General features: G+C 68.1%; 18 protein-coding genes. 7 read left to right on the top strand and 11 right to left on the bottom strand.

The window, feature by feature from the left end:
- The first annotated feature begins 24 nt into the window (after positions 1-24).
- Entirely contained in the window at positions 25-618 is a 594-nt protein-coding gene (locus ACFVJ3_RS07385; protein WP_378451444.1) for a methylated-DNA--[protein]-cysteine S-methyltransferase, read from the top strand.
- Here the strand turns inward: ACFVJ3_RS07385 and ACFVJ3_RS07390 are convergent.
- Entirely contained in the window at positions 554-982 is a 429-nt protein-coding gene (locus tag ACFVJ3_RS07390) for a racemase (RefSeq protein WP_378451445.1), read from the bottom strand. The two genes, ACFVJ3_RS07385 and ACFVJ3_RS07390, sit on opposite strands and share 65 nt — an antisense overlap.
- 85 nt (positions 983-1,067) lie before the next feature.
- Complete coding sequence (locus ACFVJ3_RS07395) at positions 1,068-2,357, bottom strand: adenylosuccinate synthase (protein WP_005260012.1); 1,290 nt, start codon at positions 2,355-2,357, stop codon at positions 1,068-1,070.
- A gap of 218 nt (positions 2,358-2,575) precedes the next feature.
- On the opposite strand from ACFVJ3_RS07395, the gene ACFVJ3_RS07400 reads away from it, so the two are divergent.
- Positions 2,576-3,229: a hypothetical protein gene (locus ACFVJ3_RS07400; RefSeq protein ID WP_378451529.1), complete on the top strand. Its 654-nt coding sequence runs from the start codon at positions 2,576-2,578 to the stop codon at positions 3,227-3,229.
- On the top strand, positions 3,226-3,999 hold the full coding sequence (locus ACFVJ3_RS07405) for a site-2 protease family protein (RefSeq protein WP_378451446.1): 774 nt from the start codon (positions 3,226-3,228) through the stop codon (positions 3,997-3,999). Before ACFVJ3_RS07400 ends, ACFVJ3_RS07405 begins: the two co-directional genes overlap by 4 nt.
- 17 nt (positions 4,000-4,016) lie before the next feature.
- On the opposite strand, the gene ACFVJ3_RS07410 is transcribed toward ACFVJ3_RS07405, so the two are convergent.
- From ACFVJ3_RS07410 to ACFVJ3_RS07425, 4 genes are read right to left on the bottom strand one after another with little or no spacing between them, the layout of a single operon-like run.
- A complete protein-coding gene (locus tag ACFVJ3_RS07410; protein WP_378451447.1) occupies positions 4,017-4,520 on the bottom strand; it encodes a winged helix-turn-helix transcriptional regulator in 504 nt (167 codons plus the stop codon).
- A 41-nt stretch (positions 4,521-4,561) separates the two neighbouring features.
- Entirely contained in the window at positions 4,562-4,834 is a 273-nt protein-coding gene (locus ACFVJ3_RS07415) for a DUF6510 family protein (RefSeq protein WP_378451448.1), read from the bottom strand.
- Between the two features lie 19 nt (positions 4,835-4,853).
- A complete protein-coding gene (locus ACFVJ3_RS07420) occupies positions 4,854-5,621 on the bottom strand; it encodes a ferredoxin reductase (protein ID WP_378451449.1) in 768 nt (255 codons plus the stop codon).
- Positions 5,611-6,210: a sulfite oxidase-like oxidoreductase gene (locus ACFVJ3_RS07425; RefSeq protein WP_378451450.1), complete on the bottom strand. Its 600-nt coding sequence runs from the start codon at positions 6,208-6,210 to the stop codon at positions 5,611-5,613. The genes ACFVJ3_RS07420 and ACFVJ3_RS07425 overlap by 11 nt, the downstream gene beginning before the upstream one ends.
- A 107-nt stretch (positions 6,211-6,317) precedes the next feature.
- Between ACFVJ3_RS07425 and ACFVJ3_RS07430 the strand changes: the two genes are divergently transcribed.
- Both ACFVJ3_RS07430 and ACFVJ3_RS07435 read left to right on the top strand, forming a co-directional pair.
- Positions 6,318-7,724, top strand: a complete 1,407-nt coding sequence (locus ACFVJ3_RS07430; protein ID WP_378451451.1) for an MFS transporter — start codon at positions 6,318-6,320, stop codon at positions 7,722-7,724.
- 30 nt (positions 7,725-7,754) lie between these two features.
- Positions 7,755-8,924, top strand: coding sequence for a thiolase family protein (locus ACFVJ3_RS07435; RefSeq protein WP_378451452.1), 1,170 nt, complete (start codon positions 7,755-7,757; stop codon positions 8,922-8,924).
- A gap of 17 nt (positions 8,925-8,941) precedes the next feature.
- On the opposite strand, the gene ACFVJ3_RS07440 is transcribed toward ACFVJ3_RS07435, so the two are convergent.
- Entirely contained in the window at positions 8,942-9,898 is a 957-nt protein-coding gene (locus tag ACFVJ3_RS07440) for a helix-turn-helix transcriptional regulator (protein ID WP_378451453.1), read from the bottom strand.
- 63 nt (positions 9,899-9,961) lie between these two features.
- On the opposite strand from ACFVJ3_RS07440, the gene ACFVJ3_RS07445 reads away from it, so the two are divergent.
- Positions 9,962-10,423: a pyridoxamine 5'-phosphate oxidase family protein gene (locus tag ACFVJ3_RS07445; RefSeq protein ID WP_378451454.1), complete on the top strand. Its 462-nt coding sequence runs from the start codon at positions 9,962-9,964 to the stop codon at positions 10,421-10,423.
- A 267-nt stretch (positions 10,424-10,690) separates the two neighbouring features.
- Here ACFVJ3_RS07445 and ACFVJ3_RS07450 read toward each other — a convergent pair whose 3' ends face one another.
- The 3 genes from ACFVJ3_RS07450 to ACFVJ3_RS07460 all read right to left on the bottom strand — a co-directional run bounded on the left by ACFVJ3_RS07450 (position 10,691) and on the right by ACFVJ3_RS07460 (position 13,238).
- Positions 10,691-11,617, bottom strand: a complete 927-nt coding sequence (locus tag ACFVJ3_RS07450) for a cation diffusion facilitator family transporter (RefSeq protein ID WP_378451455.1) — start codon at positions 11,615-11,617, stop codon at positions 10,691-10,693.
- A gap of 72 nt (positions 11,618-11,689) precedes the next feature.
- Complete coding sequence (locus tag ACFVJ3_RS07455) at positions 11,690-12,757, bottom strand: aromatic acid exporter family protein (RefSeq protein WP_378451456.1); 1,068 nt, start codon at positions 12,755-12,757, stop codon at positions 11,690-11,692.
- A 64-nt stretch (positions 12,758-12,821) separates the two neighbouring features.
- Positions 12,822-13,238: a DUF3151 domain-containing protein gene (locus tag ACFVJ3_RS07460; RefSeq protein WP_378451457.1), complete on the bottom strand. Its 417-nt coding sequence runs from the start codon at positions 13,236-13,238 to the stop codon at positions 12,822-12,824.
- A 138-nt stretch (positions 13,239-13,376) separates the two neighbouring features.
- Here ACFVJ3_RS07460 and ACFVJ3_RS07465 point away from each other — a divergent pair, with 138 nt between their 5' ends.
- Positions 13,377-14,507: a transcriptional regulator gene (locus ACFVJ3_RS07465; protein WP_378451458.1), complete on the top strand. Its 1,131-nt coding sequence runs from the start codon at positions 13,377-13,379 to the stop codon at positions 14,505-14,507.
- Positions 14,508-14,566: 59 nt separating this feature from the next.
- Here the strand turns inward: ACFVJ3_RS07465 and fbaA are convergent, their stop codons facing one another.
- Positions 14,567-15,601 (bottom strand): class II fructose-bisphosphate aldolase, encoded by a 1,035-nt coding sequence (gene fbaA / locus ACFVJ3_RS07470; RefSeq protein ID WP_378451459.1) that lies wholly within the window; start codon positions 15,599-15,601, stop codon positions 14,567-14,569.
- Positions 15,602-15,656 lie beyond the last annotated feature (55 nt).

Raw genomic sequence — 15,656 nt, forward strand, 5'->3', positions numbered from 1 at the left:
CTCCTCGGTCGTCGAGCCTCGAGGATGTCCAACCGCGGTCAACGGAAGGTGAACGTCAGATGTGGCAGGCATACTGGATTGGTGACCACAGGAATCGCCCTGTTCGACACGGCCCTCGGCACCTGCGCCATCGCGTGGCGGGCCGCCGGGATCGTCGGCGTGCAATTGCCCGAAGGTTCACCCGAATCCACCCGGCAGCGTCTCGAACACTGCTTCCCGGATGCGGTGGAGCACCAGCCGCCGGCGCCGGTCCAGCGGGCCGTCGACGGAATACGCGAACACCTGGGCGGCGCACTCGACGATCTGCGGTGGATCGACCTCGACTTCGAGGGAGTCCCCGAATTCGACTGCAACGTCTACGACCTCACCCGCGCCATCGACCCGGGCACCACGCTCACCTACGGCGACATCGCGGCGGAACTCGGCAAGCCCGGGGCCGCGCAGGCCGTCGGTCAGGCCCTCGGCCGCAACCCACTGCCGATCGTGATCCCGTGCCATCGCGTCCTCGCCGCCGGCGGGCAGGTCGGCGGCTTCTCCGCCGGCGGCGGCACCCTCACCAAGCGCGAACTGCTGGCCCTCGAGCACACTCCGGGTTTCGACGACCCGGTGCTGTTCTGATCAGCGCCTGCGGGTCGCCGAGTTCGCGCGCCATCGCCGCGGCCGCCGCCATCCTGTCGCCGTCGGGAACCCGGAGGGTCCGGACCACCCGTTGATCCGCCCCGGTCACCCTGGCGCATCCCAGCACGAACGCCTGCCCACCGGCGACGATCGCCCGCTCCACGGAGTGAACGAACGCGTCGACCGTCGACCTCGGGTCACCTTCGAACACCCAGACTCCGAGATCCGTCGACACCACCGCCACGCACCTGCCGGCGTCCGACGTGTCGCGCCCGAATGCCTCCAGGACGGCGGCCGCTGCGTGGAAGCTGTCGTACCACCGGCCGGCCGGTGTCCGGGTACTCGCTTCGACAGTCCTGATCATCGACTCGAATGTATCTCGGATCGCCGAATGTCGCATCGGTTCAATTCAACTGAACCGAGGTCACATTCGGCGACAATCGAGCGGACTACCGCACCACGTCGCGGCGGACGATGGTCTCGTCGCGGCCGGGGCCGACGCCGATGCAGGAGATGTACGCACCCGACAGTTCCTCGAGGCGCAGGACGTAGTTCTGCGCGTTCTTCGGGAGCTCCTCGAACGTCCGGGCGTGGGAGATGTCTTCCCACCAGCCGGGCATTTCCTCGTAGATCGGCTTCGCGTGATGAACGTCGGTCTGCGACATGGGCATCTCGTCGTACCGCACGCCGTCGACGTCGTAGCCGACGCAGATCGGGATGGTGTCGAGGCTGCTGAGCACGTCGAGCTTGGTGAGGAAGTAGTCGGTGATGCCGTTGACTCGCGTTGCGTAGCGGGCGATCACGGCGTCGAACCAACCGGTGCGACGGGCACGGCCGGTGGTGACACCCACCTCGCCGCCGGTCTTGGCGAGGTATTCGCCGTTCTGGTCGAAGAGTTCGGTCGGGAACGGGCCCGAGCCGACGCGGGTGGTGTACGCCTTGAGGATGCCCAGCACCGTCGTGATCTTGGTGGGTCCGATGCCCGAACCGACCGCTGCGCCACCGGACGTCGGGTTGGACGACGTCACGTACGGGTAGGTGCCGTGGTCGACGTCGAGGAGCGTCCCCTGCGAACCCTCCAGCAGCACCGTCTCGCCGCGCTCGAGTGCCTCGTTGAGCTGCAGGCGTGTGTCCGCGATTCGGTGCTTGAAACCGTCGGCCTGCTCGAGCACCTCGTCGACGACCTGCTGCGGGTCGAGGGCCTTGCGGTTGTAGATCTTGACGAGCACCTGGTTCTTGAACTCGAGTGCCGCCTCGACCTTCTGGGTGAGGATCTTCTCGTCCAGCACGTCCTGCACGCGGACGCCGACACGCGCGAGTTTGTCCTGGTAGCAGGGCCCGATACCGCGGCCGGTGGTGCCGATCTTCTTGGCCCCGAGGAAGCGTTCGGTGACCTTGTCGATGGCAACGTGGTACGGCATGATCAGGTGCGCATCGGCCGAGAGCAGCAGGCGGCTGGTGTCCACGCCCCGCTCGTCGAGTCCGGCGAGTTCGGTGAGCAGCACTCCCGGGTCCACCACGACACCGTTGCCGATGACGTTCGTGACGCCCGGAGTGAGGATTCCGGACGGGATCAGATGCAGAGCGAACTTGTCGCCGTTCGGAAGGACCACTGTGTGTCCGGCGTTGTTACCGCCCTGGTAGCGCACCACCCACTGCAGGCGTCCGCCCAGTAGATCGGTAGCTTTGCCCTTGCCCTCGTCGCCCCACTGGGCGCCGATCAGGACGATTGCCGGCATGACGTTGTCTCCTACGGTCGACGTACAGTCGTATCCGACTGCGTGGTCCTGCCGTTCGTAGGCAGTGGCCGGGGGAACAGTCTAGCCGAGGGCACGGAGAACAGACCCCACAGTACGGCTGGGGAGGCCATCTCGGGCGTGCCACTAGGATGATCCGAAAGGGAAGCTGCGGAAATCGCGGCGGGACATCCGGGCGAGGAGTGGCGTTGACCCCCGTAGTGCTCATTTGCGGCGACGCGCCGCTTCCCCTACCTCTGGGCTCCATTTCGACCTCGAGCGCACCTGCCGTCCCGGACAAGGACGACTTCGACGAGGTCTTCTCCAAACTTCAGGTCGTCGTGGATCCGCGTCTGATCGTGGTGGGCAGCGACGCCGCCTTCGCGGCCACCCTGACCCGGTTGATGCGCACCGAACGCCTGCACATCGAGCTCGCGTACGTCGCGGAGCATCGTTCCGACGCGACGGAGGCTTACCACTTGTCCTCCGGCGCACGCGGCGCCCGCACCGCGCTGAAGGGGACAGCCAAGCCGGTCCCCCTCATCCGCGACGACGCGGGGATCGCGCTCGTCGGGTGCGCCACCGTCACGGGTCCGGACGGGGGCCCGCTCGTCGGTGAGGCCTACGTCGACGACACCCGGTTGTTCTCGGGGACGACGGCGAGCCTGAACGTCACTCCGACCCCACGGACGCCCGGTCTGCGGGCGTCGGTCGAACCTCGCAGGCGCTGGCTGCCCCGCCGCTGGGCCGAGGGACGCGCCGTGCAGCTCGGGTCGCCCGCCGCGGCCCTCACCCGCGACGGCGTGCCCAATCCGCGCGACGTCAAGCGTTCGACGTTCTACCGCCACGATCAAGAGTGGTTGCTGGTCAGATGAACCTGCCCAGGGCGCGGACCACGGCGGTCCGTCCCAGTCCGGTATTCCTTCTGGTCGTCGCTGTCGCGGTCGCCGGCGGTGTTCTCGCGTGGCGCGCCGAACTGGAGTCGGTCCTCGGGCACGTCGGGGTGTTCCTGCTGGTGGTCGCGGGATGGGTGGTGACGCTCTGCCTGCACGAGTTCGCGCACGCGTACACGGCGTGGCGGCACGGCGACACCGACGTCGAGGTTCGCGGCTACCTCACGCTCAACCCGTTGAAGTACAGCCACCCGATGCTGTCGATCGGTCTGCCGGTGCTGTTCATCGCGCTCGGCGGGATCGGGTTGCCCGGCGGCGCCGTGTACCTGCGCACCGGACTGTTCCCGCCGAAGGTGCAGGCGCGGGTGTCGCTCGCCGGACCCGCCGTGAATCTGGTGTCCGCGATCGTGCTCCTCGCGGTGATCCGCTGGTTCGGGCTGGGCGGCGACCACCGGGTGTTCTGGACGGGACTGAGTTTTCTCGCGTTCCTGCAGGTGATGGCCACCGTGCTCAATCTCCTGCCGGTCCCCGGCCTCGACGGGTATGGCGCGCTCGAGCCGTTCCTGTCGCCCCGCACCCGCAGGTCCGTCGACCAGTTCAAGCCGTACGGACTGCTGATCCTCGTGGCGCTGCTGTTCGTGCCGTCGATCAACGTGGTGTTCTTCGACGTCATCTACCGGCTGTTCGAACTGTCCGGTGTGCCGGAGATCTACGCGCAGTACGGCAACCGTCTGATGCGCTTCTGGCTCTGACCCGTGAGTACTTGTACTCACGGGCGGGACCGGCGCGCGTCCTCTTCGGTGAAGTTGGGGGTCAGCCGCAGTTCCGCCAACGGCACCTCCCGGTCGGGACTGCGGACCTCGACGCGGACGGATTCGCCGGTCGCGTCGTCCCGCAATCCGATCGGCGGTCCGTGCTTGCCCTGGAGGTACTTGTCGCCCCACTGCATCAGCGCGAGCACGGCGGGCAGGAGGTCGCGCCCCTTCTCGGTGAGCACGTATTCGTAGCGAGTGCGCTGGCCGGGCTCCTTGTAGGGTTGCCGCTCGAACAGGCCCTCGGCCGTCAGTTCACGCAGTCGGGACGCCGCCACGGCCTCGGTGATGCCGACCCGCTTCGCGAAGTCGTCGAATCGCGTGGTGCCGTAGTAGGCCTCGCGCAGGATCAGGACGGCCGAACGCGTGCCGATCACGTCCATCGCCTTGCCGATGGAGCAGTGCGTCGCCCGCCAGGTGTCGCGATCCGCGAGAAAACCGTCCAACCGTGCCGCGTCCATACACCTCAGCATAGCTGACTTGCAGATTCCATAGTCAGCAGTTAGAGCTTCCAGGACAGGTGCGACAGGCCGCTGGCGTCGAGTTCGAGCCCACGCGGAGTCGACACCAGCCGCAGCAGCACCTCCTGACACCCCGGGCACCGCACGACGACACCGGGCGCACGCGTATAGACGTGCACGGCCGCCATCGGTCCGTCGAGACCGCAGAACCGGCACCGTCCGGTCGCCGCGGTGAGGTCGTGAACGAAGATCTCCGCGAACGGCCCGCCGAGAACGTTCCCGTCCTCGAAGTCGTTTCCCTGCAACGTACTCATCGACAATTCCTTCCTCCGGTCACGGCCCCGAAGGACCGAACCGCTCGGTCTTGATGTCGTCCGGCGAGTGCCCGAGCGAGAGCAGCAGGCGAGCCGCCTCCTCGACGAATCCGGTGGGCCCGCACACGAAGCAGCGCGGCGCGAAGTCCGCCGGCCATCCCCACGCCGCGAGATCGGCGGTAGTGATCCGACCCGCCGGGCGCCGCGGCGAGTCCTCGCGGGTGTGGAGGACGAACGTCTCGACTCCCCCGTCGCCGCTCCCGGGCCGGTTCAGTTCGTCCGCGAACAATTCGTCGGCCTGCGTCCGGAGGGAGTACACGAGCCGGAACGGCGTGCGGTCGTGGCGGAACCGGCGCTCGCGAATCATCGACATCAGCGGGACGATGCCCGACCCACCGGCGACGAGAAGCACCGGCGCGCCGCCACCCTCGCGCGGCGACCACACGAACCAGCCACCGATCGGTCCGCGCACCTCGATCAGATTGCCGGCGTCGAACACGTCGGTCAGATAGGGAGACACCTCGCCGTCCGCCACCCGCTGGACGACCAACTGCAGTCGCCACCCGTCCGGTGAACGCTCGGCCGGCGACGCCAGCGAGTAGCTCCGCTCGGTGGTATACCCGTCGGGACCGGTCAGGCGGAGATCGACGTGCTGCCCGGCGCGATGCCCAGGCCAGTCCGGGACCTCGAGGACCAGGGCCCGCGCACTCGCCGTCTCGGGCCACGACTCGACGAGTTCCGCCACTCGCCAGCTGAGCACGGCGCGGCCCACGAGTTCACTGGTCACCCTGGTACCTCTGCTCCCGCCACGGGTCTCCGCGATCGTGGTACCCGAGTTGTTCCCAGAATCCCGGGACGTCCTGGGTGACGAGCTGGATCGACCGAACCCACTTCGCGGACTTCCACAGGTAGAGATGGGGCACGAGCAGACGGGCCGGACCCCCGTGCACCGGCGAGAGAGGCGCGCCCTCGTAGGTGTGCGCGATCCACGCCTTGCCCCCGAGGACGTCGGAGACGGGAAGATTCGTGGTGTAGCCGCCGTCGCATCCGACGAGGACGAATCCCGCGGACGTCTCGACGTCCGCGAACAGGGTGTCGAGGGAGACGCCCTTCCACGAGGTTCCGAACTTCGACCATCGCGTGACGCAGTGGAGGTCGACCGTCGGCCGCTCCTGCGGGAGCTTCATGAATTCGGCCCACGACCACTCGTGGCGCCGGCCGGTCTCGTCGGTCACGGTCAGCGTCCACGTGTCGGTCGGGACGCGGGGCGTCGGTCCTGCCGAGAGGACCGGGAAATCCCCTACCTCGTACTGCCCGGGCGGAAGAGAGTGCTCGCTGCGAGGTCTGCCGTGGAATCCGGGGGTCAGAACAGCCATGCCTCACGTTAGGACCGCCGCGGGGGTCTTCGCAGCGCAAACCGTCGATCCGAGGCGTCCGTCACACCTGACTTGCCTTCGCCATAGTCAGGTGTAAATTGCTGACTATGGCCCTCAATAGTCAGGTGCGTCAGGAAGTGCGGCTCGGCCCGCTCCTCACCGTCCTCTCCGGCGCGTCGTTCGTCGCCAGCCTCGATCTGTTCGTCGTCAACGTCGCGTTCGACGACATCGCGGCGAGCTACCCCGGCTACGGCCTCGGCGACCTCAGCTGGGTGCTGGGCGGCTACGCGATCGTGTTCGCCGCACTCCTGGTTCCGCTCGGACGCTGGGCCGACCGCGTGGGCCGCCGACGCGGATTCCTTCTCGGGCTGGCGCTGTTCACCGCCGCCAGCGCGGCATGCGCGCTGAGCCCCTCGCTGTGGCTGCTCGTCGCCTTCCGGCTGCTCCAGGCCGTCGGTGCGGCGGCCCTGACCCCCGCCAGCCTGGGACTGCTGATCAGCATGGTCCCCGAGGCCACACGTGCGGGTGCGGTCCGGATCTGGGCCGCGTCGGGCGCCGCGGCCGCGGCCTTCGGGCCCGTGGTGGGTGGCCTGCTCGTCGAGGCGTCGTGGCGCTGGGCCTTCCTGATCAACGTCCCCATCGGTATCGCTTTCCTGATCGCCACCGTCCGGTTGGTCCCCGACTTCCGCCCGACCGCCCGCGACACAGACCTCGACCTGTTCGGAGCTGCCCTGCTGACCGTCGGCATCGGTGCCCTCGCACTCGGACTGGTCCAGGGACCCGACTGGGGATGGGACGACCCCCGAATCGCGCTCGCGTTCACCGTCGCTGCCGCGTCCGCCGCACTGTTCTGGTGGAGCAACAGCCGGCAGCGCGAGCCGCTCATCGAACCCGCCATGCTGAAGGTGCGCACGTTCGCCTGGTCGAACGTGACCGCGCTCGCGTTCAGTGCCGCCTTCGCGGCCGGTCTGCTCGCGAACATCCTGTGGCTGCAGCAGGTGTGGGGCTACTCCGCGCTGCTGACGGGTCTCGCGATCGCGCCGGGCCCGTTGATGGTGCCGGTGTTCGCCGTGGTCGGCCAGTTCCTGTCCCGCAGCTTCTCCGCTGGAGCGCTCACCGCGGCGGGCAGCGCCCTGTGGGCGGCGGGCGCCGTGCTCGTTCTCTCGTCCGTCGGGATGGAACCGCACTACGCGTGGGAACTGCTGCCCGGCTGGATGATCGCCGGTGTCGGGGTCGGCCTGGCGTTGCCGACGATCCTGTCGTCCGCCACCGCCGGACTACCGCAGTCGCGCTCGGCCACCGGTAGCGCCGTCGTCACCATGAGCCGTCAGGTCGGAACCGTGCTGGGTGTGAGCATGCTGGTCGCCATCCTCGGTACGACCGCCGGTTACGAAGACACCCACTCCGCGTTCCAACTCGCTTGGTCGGCGGTGGCCGCGGTGGCCGTCGTCGCCGCACTCACCGCCGCAGGTATGAACCCACCCCGTGAGTACTTGTCAACCGCCCGCGGTTGACAAGTACTCACAGCACCGAAAGGAATCGCCATGAGAGACGCCGTCATCGTCGAGGCCGTCCGCACGCCGATCGGTAAGGGCAAGCCCTCGGGCACCTTACACGGAGTGCACCCCGTCGACCTTCTCGCCCACAGCCTGTCGACCCTCGTCGAGCGCACGGGAATCGATCCCGCACTGATCGACGACGTCATCGGCGGCACCGTCACCCAGGTCGGGGACCAGAGCCAGAACATCACCCGCAGTGCGCTTCTGGCGGCAGGATTCCCCGAATCCGTACCCGGCACGACCGTCGACCGGCAGTGCGGCAGCAGCCAGCAGGCCGTCCACTTCGCCGCGCAGGGCGTGATGTCGGGCGCGTACGACATCGTCGTCGCCGCCGGTGTCGAATCGATGGGCCGAGTTCCGATGGGGTCCAGCAGCATCGGACGCGAATCGATGGGTGTGGGCTTCGAGCGCCGCTACCCCGACGGCCTCGTCCCGCAGGGCATCAGCGCCGAACTCATCGCCGCCCGGTGGGGACTTTCCCGCACCCAGCTGGACGAGTTCGCCCTGCGCAGTCACCAGAAGGCCGCGGCGGCAACGAGTGCCGGGAACTTCGCGAAGGAACTCGCCGTCCTGCCGGAGCTGAGTGTGGACGAGGCCATCCGGCCGGACACGACACTGGACGCTCTCGGCGGCCTGCGACCGGCCTTCCGCAGCGACTTCTACGGGGAGCGGTTCCCGCAGATCGACTGGTCGATCACCGCAGGCAACAGCAGTCCCCTGTCGGACGGAAGTGCGGCGCTCATGATCACCACGAGTGAGATCGCGGGACGCCTGGGCCTGCGGCCGCTGGCCCGGCTCCACAGCTTCTCCGTTGTCGGCGACGACCCGCTGATGATGCTCACCGCGGTCATTCCCGCGACACGCAAGGTGCTGCAGCGCAGCGGCCTCGACATCTCCGACATCGACCTGTTCGAGGTGAACGAGGCGTTCGCGTCGGTGGTCCTGGCCTGGGCGGCAGACACCGGAGCCGACCTGGACCGCGTCAACGTGCACGGCGGCGCGATCGCGCTCGGACATCCGCTGGGGGCCAGCGGTGCCCGGCTCATGACCACGCTGGTGAACGCAATGGAGCAGCGCGGGGCCCGGTTCGGGCTGCAGACCATGTGCGAGGCCGGCGGACTCGCCAATGCCACGGTGCTCGAACGCCTGGTGTGACGCGGCAGTAGTCCACCTCAGCCGTTCCGGCGGGCGATCGCTTCTCCCACCGCACGCAGCGATTCGCGCAGCGAGTGCGGTCGGAGCACTTCGACTCCCCCGCCGAGAACGGTCAACTGGTCGAGCGCCACGTCCTCGGCCTCGAGTAACAGGTCGACGGTCACCCAGCCGTCGTCGTCCGGCGGTCCGGGTTCGACGCGTGCGGCCTCGACACCGACCACCCGGGGCAAGCGGCGCCACGACGCGGGCGAGAGCCGCACCCGGCACCGGAAACGCAGGAGTGCACGATCGAATTCGGCCACCGACGCCGTCCACCACGCACCCAGATCGAAGTTGTCGGGGCGCACCGCCGGCTGCTTCAGCACGGTCGCGTCACTGATCCGCGACACCCGATACGACAGCGTCCGTCCGCGATGCTGCGCAACGAGATACCAGACACCGGCCTTCGCCACCAGCCCCAGAGGATCGAGAGTTCGTGCCGCCGAACGGCTCCCCTTACGGTAACGGATGCCGAGGCGCCGACCTTCGAGCACCGCGGACGCCACCACCGGAAGATCACCGTTGTCGCGTGGCCCGTCGAACCAGCCGGGAGCGTCGACGTAGAGCCGATCCCGCCACAGCTGAGCCCCGGCGCGCAGCGGGACCGGCAACGCCCCCAACAACTTCGACTGCGCAGCCGCCGTGACGTCGCGAAGACCGAGATCGTCGGCGATCGACGGGACGCCGAGCAACATCAACGCGGACGTCTCCTCGCCCGTCATGCCGCCGAGCTTCGACTGCCAGCCGTCGAGCAACCGGATTCCGCCCCCGGGTCCACTCTCCGTCCACAACGGCACACCGGCCGCCGACAACGCCGTGACGTCGCGATACACGGTGCGGACCGAGACCCCGAGTTCGTCCGCGAGTTGCTGCGCGGTGGCCCCGCGACTGCCCTCCAGACGGAGCATCACCTCGACGAGCCGACTCGAACGCATTCTCCGATTCTAGTGAAAATCCCTGACAGTAGATGTCAGGGATAGGAGAGCACACTGGTCGGCATGACCAACTGGACGCAGTTCGAGACAGAAGCCCCCGACCTCGCCAAGGCTGTCGCCGCACGCTTCGAGGCGCACAAGCACCACGTGCTGGCGACGCTCCGCAAGGACGGTTCTCCGAGGGTGAGCGGCACCGAGGTCGAGTTCTACGAAGGCGCGTTACTGCTCGGCTCGATGGTCGGCGCACGCAAAGTGCAAGACCTCCAACGCGATCCGCGATTCTCTCTCCACAGCAACCCCGGTCACCACACGATGGAGGGCGGCGACGCCAAGATCAGCGGCCGCGCGGAGGAGATCCTCGGGGAGCGGAAACAGCAGATCGTCGACCACTATCCCGACGAGATCCCCGAGGCGGACGTCTTCGAACTCGGCCTCGACGAGGTGGTGCTCACCACCGTCGACGGCGACCACCTGTATGTCGATCTGTGGCGACCGGGTGCGGATGTCACCCGGTTCACCAAGTGACGGTCGCTGGGTGACGGCAAATCCGAAGCCGAGAGTGCAGGCTGCCAGCGCCCTTCGGCCCGTCGGGGTCGTAGGTTCCGCCGGGAATCAGGTGTCCGGTGAAGCCGGGCAGTTCTCGTTCGACACCGTCACCGTTCGTCAAAGGCCCGGATGTGCCGATCGTCGGCGCCTGACCGATGTTGAGATAGATCACCTGCGCGGCGATCGTCGCACCCCGGGGAGCGTTGAAATCCCACTCGACCAGACCGGACGAAACAGACAGGGTTCCTACCAGGTGACGTTCTCGGCGCAGTGGCGTCCGTTGGCAGTGGATTCCACCTGCACTGTCGCGTGCGAGAGCCGGTGGCTCTCGAGAACGGTCCGCGCCGATTCGAGGACGACGGACGAGTCGGCGTCCGTGGTGAGGTGGACGGTGGCCACGTCCATTCCCGTCGTGAGCGTCCACACGTGAAGGTCGTGGACTCCGGTGACCCCGGGCAGCGCTTCGAGGTCGGCCTGCACCGATTCGACATCGACGTCCTCGGGAGACGCCTGCGTGAGGATGCGCAGTGACGCGGCGGCAAGTTTCATCGCCCGCGGCACCACCCACAGCGAGATGAGGACACCGACGATGATGTCGGCGTAGGTCCAGTCGAACGCCAGCACCACGCCTCCGGCGATGAGCACGCCGACGCTGCCGACGGCGTCCGCGAGCACTTCGAGGTACGCGCCGCGGACGGCCAGGCTGTCCTTGGAATCGGCGCGCAGCATCAGCATCACCACGAGGTTCGCGGCCAGACCGACGGATGCGGTGAGGATCAGCGCCATGCCGGGAAGGTCGGGGGCGTCGCCGATGCGGGAGATCGCCTCGTAGAACACCCAGACCGCGACGGCGAGCAGCATCGCGGCGTTGGCCATGGCCGTGAGCACTTCGGCGCGGTGCCAGCCGAAGGTCCGGGCCGCGGTGGTACTGCCCTTGCGTGCCAGGAGAAGTGCGACGAGCCCCATCGACATTCCGACGACGTCGGTCAGCATGTGCCCGGCGTCGGCGAGCAGCGACAGCGAGTTGACGGTCAGGCCGACGACGACCTCGAGAACCAAGAACGCGAGGAGGATGACGAGAGCAATCACCATGCGGCGGATCCGCCCCCGTGACGGGCCTACCTCACCGCTGCCTTGCGTGTGGCCGTGCGAATGGCCGTGACCGACTCCCATAGGTGAGTCTCCTCCCGAGTTGTGCCGATCATATGCGTACATGCGCATATGTTCAACAGCGTGCTCGAGCGGTCAGAGCTCGGGACGATACGCGGGCTTCTCCACGGTCGGCGGAAGGGTGGCAATGGCCGAGATGCGTTTCAGCCCTGCGACCTGCAGAAGGTCGACGGTCAGAGAACGGATCTGCGCGAAGACGACTGTGGCCGACAAGCCCGCGTTCTCCACCAGTTCCGGTTTCAATCCGGACGCCACCGAACGCAACACCCGCGCCGCCTCGGCCTGGTCGGGTTGCTGACCGGGGTCCGCGAGCGCCATCTGCCGGAGGGTTTCCAAGGCGTGGGCGAGTTTCTCCACCTGGTCGACGAGCCGTGGATTGAGAATCTCGTCGTCGCGCACCAGCGTCAGCGAACGCCGCGCGAGAACCCGGATGTTGCGCAACGCATTGTCGAGTGGGTCCGCGGCCGCGGTGAGTCGTTCGAGCCGGCCGCGGGTGTTCCAGTACAGCGGCGAGATTCGGCTGATCTCGCGGCCGCCCGCGAGGTGGGTCCGCAGCGTGTCGATGGACGCCTGCGTTGCCCGCGCCTTCTGCAGCGCCTCCTCGATGGGCTTGTCGTCGTTGGCCACCAAACCGTCGGCCACCAGCTGCATCACCTCGGACGCCGTCCCGAGAACGTTCGCGGCGTACTTCCGCGCACGCCCCACGGGATGCGTGGGAATCAGCGCGACGACGGCGATCCCCACCAGACCACCGGTCAAGGCATCTACCATGCGGTCGATACCCGCGGTGCCGCCGGGCGGCAGCAACGTCGCCACGAGCACCGCGGAGTTACCCGCCTGCATCGAGAAGATCGGTCCACTGTTCAGCAGTACCGCCGCGGACATCGCCAGCACCACGACGAGAGTGATCTGCCAGGTACCGCTCCCGATGACGGAGACGATGAGGTCACCGACCCCGATCCCGATCGTGACACCGGCCACCAACTCGACGGAACGGCGCAGGCGGGCGCCGAGAGAGAGCCCCAGCGACACCACCGCGGCGATCGGCGCGAAGAACGGCGTCGGGTGACCGATCACCACCGTCGCCACCCACCAGGCGGCGCCGGCCGCGATCGCGCACTGCAGGATCGGCAGTGCCGACACCCGCAGCCGCTGGACCGAAGTCCTCAGCCCGTCCCGGCCACGGATTTTCGCCGAGCTGAGGGCGTTAACCGACGCCAAGCGCTTCGGCAGCTCGGGGATCGCAGTCCTCGAGCAGATCGAGGCACCGCGCGTACTCGTCCGTTTCGCCGATCGCCTTCGCCGCCTTCGCCAGCACGGCGACGCACCGGAGGAAACCCCGGTTGGGTTCGTGGCTGTACGGAACCGGGCCGAAACCCTTCCAGCCGTTGCGACGCAACTGGTCCAGTCCACGGTGGTACCCGGTGCGCGCGTAGGCGTACGCCGCGATGGTCTCGCCGGCCTGGAGGGCCGCCTCGGCCAGGTAGGCCCATGCGATGGATGCGGTGGGATGGGCGGCTGCGACGGAAGCCGGATCCTCGTGGTTCAACAGGGCCGACTCGGCCTCGTCGTCCCCGGGGAGCAGCGTGGGCTGTGGTCCGAGAAGGTCACCGAAAGACGTCATGCGCCTATTGTGCCCCCGCCGCGGCGCCGTCACTGCGTCGGCCCGCGTCCGCGACGCGCCCTGTCGCGGTCTCCGATGACGCACGATGTCGTTAGGCTGCCCCCAACGTTCATTTCTCTGCAGACCGAGGGGCAGCGCGTGCAGGACCCGAAGAAAGACGAATCGACTCAGAAGCCGGCCGCGGACACACCGTCCGGCCCGGCAGCGGCCGGCACCACCGCCGGCACGGGCACCGGCGGCGCCGACGCGACCGCAAAGCCTGCGAAGACCGCGCAGCCCGCGGCGGATGCAGAGCCCGCCGCACCGAAGTCGCCCGAGCCGAAGCCCCCGCAGAAGAAGGCCCCCGAGCGGGCGGCAGAGAAGAAGGCCGACGAGCCACAGCCCGAACTGCCCAAGCCTCCGGCACCACGCCCACGAGCCGAGACACCTCGAGCCGGCGCGGACTCTGCCACGAAACCCGCGGACAAGGCATCCGAAGCGGCCACCACGGCGATCCCGATGCAGACGAGCGTGCCGGCCTCGGGCGACCCCGCGACGGTGAAGATGCACCGCGCACCCACCACGCAGAACCCGAAGGTGCAGGGGCAGGCGAACCCGCCGTCGGACGAGACGGTCGCAATCCCGGTGACGAGGCCCGCGGTCCCGGCGACGCCGCCACCGCCCCGACCTGCTGCTGCCCGGGCGAACCAGCCTCAGAACGCGCGGCCCGTGCCCCCGCCGCCCGCTCCCCCGCGGCCGGCGCCCACACCTCCGAAGGCCGCACCGCAGCGGGTTCTGCCGCCCCAGCAGAGCGCGCCGCAGCGCGTCGCCGCGGCGCAGCAGCCCGCGAAGAAGCACGGCAAGGCGTGGCTGTTCGCCGCGATCGCTGCCGGTGTCATCGTCGTCGCCGCGATCGCGGTCGCCGGCGTGGTGGTCTACAACAACAACCAGGCCGAGAACTCACCCGAGACCCAGGTGCAGGGAACGATCGACACGTTCGTGGCGGCACTCACCCAGGGCGATCTGGCGACGCTGCGCACCAGCACCTGCGGAAGCCTCGCCGAGTACTACCAGGGCATCTCGGATCAGGATTTCGCCGAGGTCCACCAGGTCGCCGTGACGCAGCAGAACATTCCGGTGGTCGGCGGCGTCGACGCCGTGCAGATCACCGGCGACACCGCCATCGCCCAGGTCAAGGCCCACACGGCCGCCAACCCCGGCGAGCAGTCGTGGCGCACGTTCAACCTCGAGAAGGTCGACGGCACCTGGAAGATCTGCGACCCCCGATAAACGACTGTGCGCCTTTCCGGTAGCGGCAGCTACCGGAAAGGCGCACGAGCGCGAAGCGCCTATCCGGAGACGGAACGTCCCGCGGACTTGAGATCGTTGCAGGCTTCGATGACGCGGGCCGTCATGCCGGCCTCCGCCTTCTTGAGGTAGCCGCGCGGGTCGTAGAACTTCTTGTTGCCGACCTCGCCGTCGACCTTCAGGACGCCGTCGTAGTTCGCGAACATGTGACCCACGATCGGGCGGGTGAACGCGTACTGGGTGTCGGTGTCGACGTTCATCTTGACGACGCCGTAGTTCAGCGCAGCCTCGATCTCCGACTTCAGCGAGCCCGATCCGCCGTGGAAGACGAAGTCGAACGGCTGCGAGCTCTCGGACAGCCCCAGCTTGGCGGCGGCGACCTTCTGGCCGGTCTCGAGCACCTCGGGACGCAGCTTCACGTTGCCCGGCTTGTAGACGCCGTGCACGTTGCCGAACGTGGCGGCCAGCAGGTACTTGCCGTTCTCGCCGGTGCCGAGCGCGTCGACGGTCTTCTCGAAGTCCTCGGGCGAGGTGTAGAGCTTGTCGTTGATCTCCGCTTCCACGCCGTCCTCTTCACCACCGACGACGCCGATCTCGACCTCGAGGATGATGTTGGCGGCCTTCGCCTTCGCGAGGAGCTCCCGGGCGATCTCCAGGTTCTCGTCGATCGGGACAGCCGAACCGTCCCACATGTGGGACTGGAACAGCGGGTTGCGGCCGGCCTCGACGCGCTGCCGCGAGATCTCGAGCAGCGGGCGGACGAACGTGTCGAGCTTGTCCTTGGGGCAGTGGTCGGTGTGCAGGGCGATCGTGACGTCGTACTTCGCGGCGATCACGTGCGCGAACTCGGCGAGTGCGACCGCGCCTGTCACCATGTCCTTGACGCCCAGGCCCGAACCGAACTCGGCGCCACCGGTCGAGAACTGGATGATGCCGTCACTGCCGGCGTCCGCGAAGCCCTTGATGGCGGCGTTGATGGTTTCGGAAGAAGTGCAGTTGATGGCGGGGAAGGCAAAGGAGTGCTCCTTGGCCCGACCAAGCATCTCGGCGTAGACCTCGGGAGTCGCGATTGGCACGGCGGCAGTCCTCCATAAAGAGTCGATTTCGGCGCGCGCGATCAGCGCAGCGCGC

The sequence above is a fragment of the Rhodococcus sp. NPDC127593 genome (genome assembly GCF_042671975.1).
Classification (GTDB): domain Bacteria; phylum Actinomycetota; class Actinomycetes; order Mycobacteriales; family Mycobacteriaceae; genus Rhodococcus_F.

Excerpts from the sequence above, each read along its gene's own strand:
- ACFVJ3_RS07460 (WP_378451457.1), bottom strand. The coding sequence starts at position 13,238 with ATGACGTCTTTCGGTGACCTTCTCGGACCACAGCCCACGCTGCTCCCC.
- ACFVJ3_RS07415 (WP_378451448.1), bottom strand. The coding sequence starts at position 4,834 with ATGAGTACGTTGCAGGGAAACGACTTCGAGGACGGGAACGTTCTCGGC.
- ACFVJ3_RS07410 (WP_378451447.1), bottom strand. The coding sequence starts at position 4,520 with ATGGACGCGGCACGGTTGGACGGTTTTCTCGCGGATCGCGACACCTGG.
- ACFVJ3_RS07390 (WP_378451445.1), bottom strand. The coding sequence starts at position 982 with ATGATCAGGACTGTCGAAGCGAGTACCCGGACACCGGCCGGCCGGTGG.
- ACFVJ3_RS07450 (WP_378451455.1), bottom strand. The coding sequence starts at position 11,617 with ATGGGAGTCGGTCACGGCCATTCGCACGGCCACACGCAAGGCAGCGGT.
- ACFVJ3_RS07435 (WP_378451452.1), top strand. The coding sequence starts at position 7,755 with ATGAGAGACGCCGTCATCGTCGAGGCCGTCCGCACGCCGATCGGTAAG.
- ACFVJ3_RS07385 (WP_378451444.1), top strand. The coding sequence starts at position 25 with ATGTCCAACCGCGGTCAACGGAAGGTGAACGTCAGATGTGGCAGGCAT.
- ACFVJ3_RS07405 (WP_378451446.1), top strand. The coding sequence starts at position 3,226 with ATGAACCTGCCCAGGGCGCGGACCACGGCGGTCCGTCCCAGTCCGGTA.
- ACFVJ3_RS07395 (WP_005260012.1), bottom strand. The coding sequence starts at position 2,357 with ATGCCGGCAATCGTCCTGATCGGCGCCCAGTGGGGCGACGAGGGCAAG.
- ACFVJ3_RS07425 (WP_378451450.1), bottom strand. The coding sequence starts at position 6,210 with ATGGCTGTTCTGACCCCCGGATTCCACGGCAGACCTCGCAGCGAGCAC.
- ACFVJ3_RS07440 (WP_378451453.1), bottom strand. The coding sequence starts at position 9,898 with ATGCGTTCGAGTCGGCTCGTCGAGGTGATGCTCCGTCTGGAGGGCAGT.
- ACFVJ3_RS07430 (WP_378451451.1), top strand. The coding sequence starts at position 6,318 with ATGGCCCTCAATAGTCAGGTGCGTCAGGAAGTGCGGCTCGGCCCGCTC.
- ACFVJ3_RS07445 (WP_378451454.1), top strand. The coding sequence starts at position 9,962 with ATGACCAACTGGACGCAGTTCGAGACAGAAGCCCCCGACCTCGCCAAG.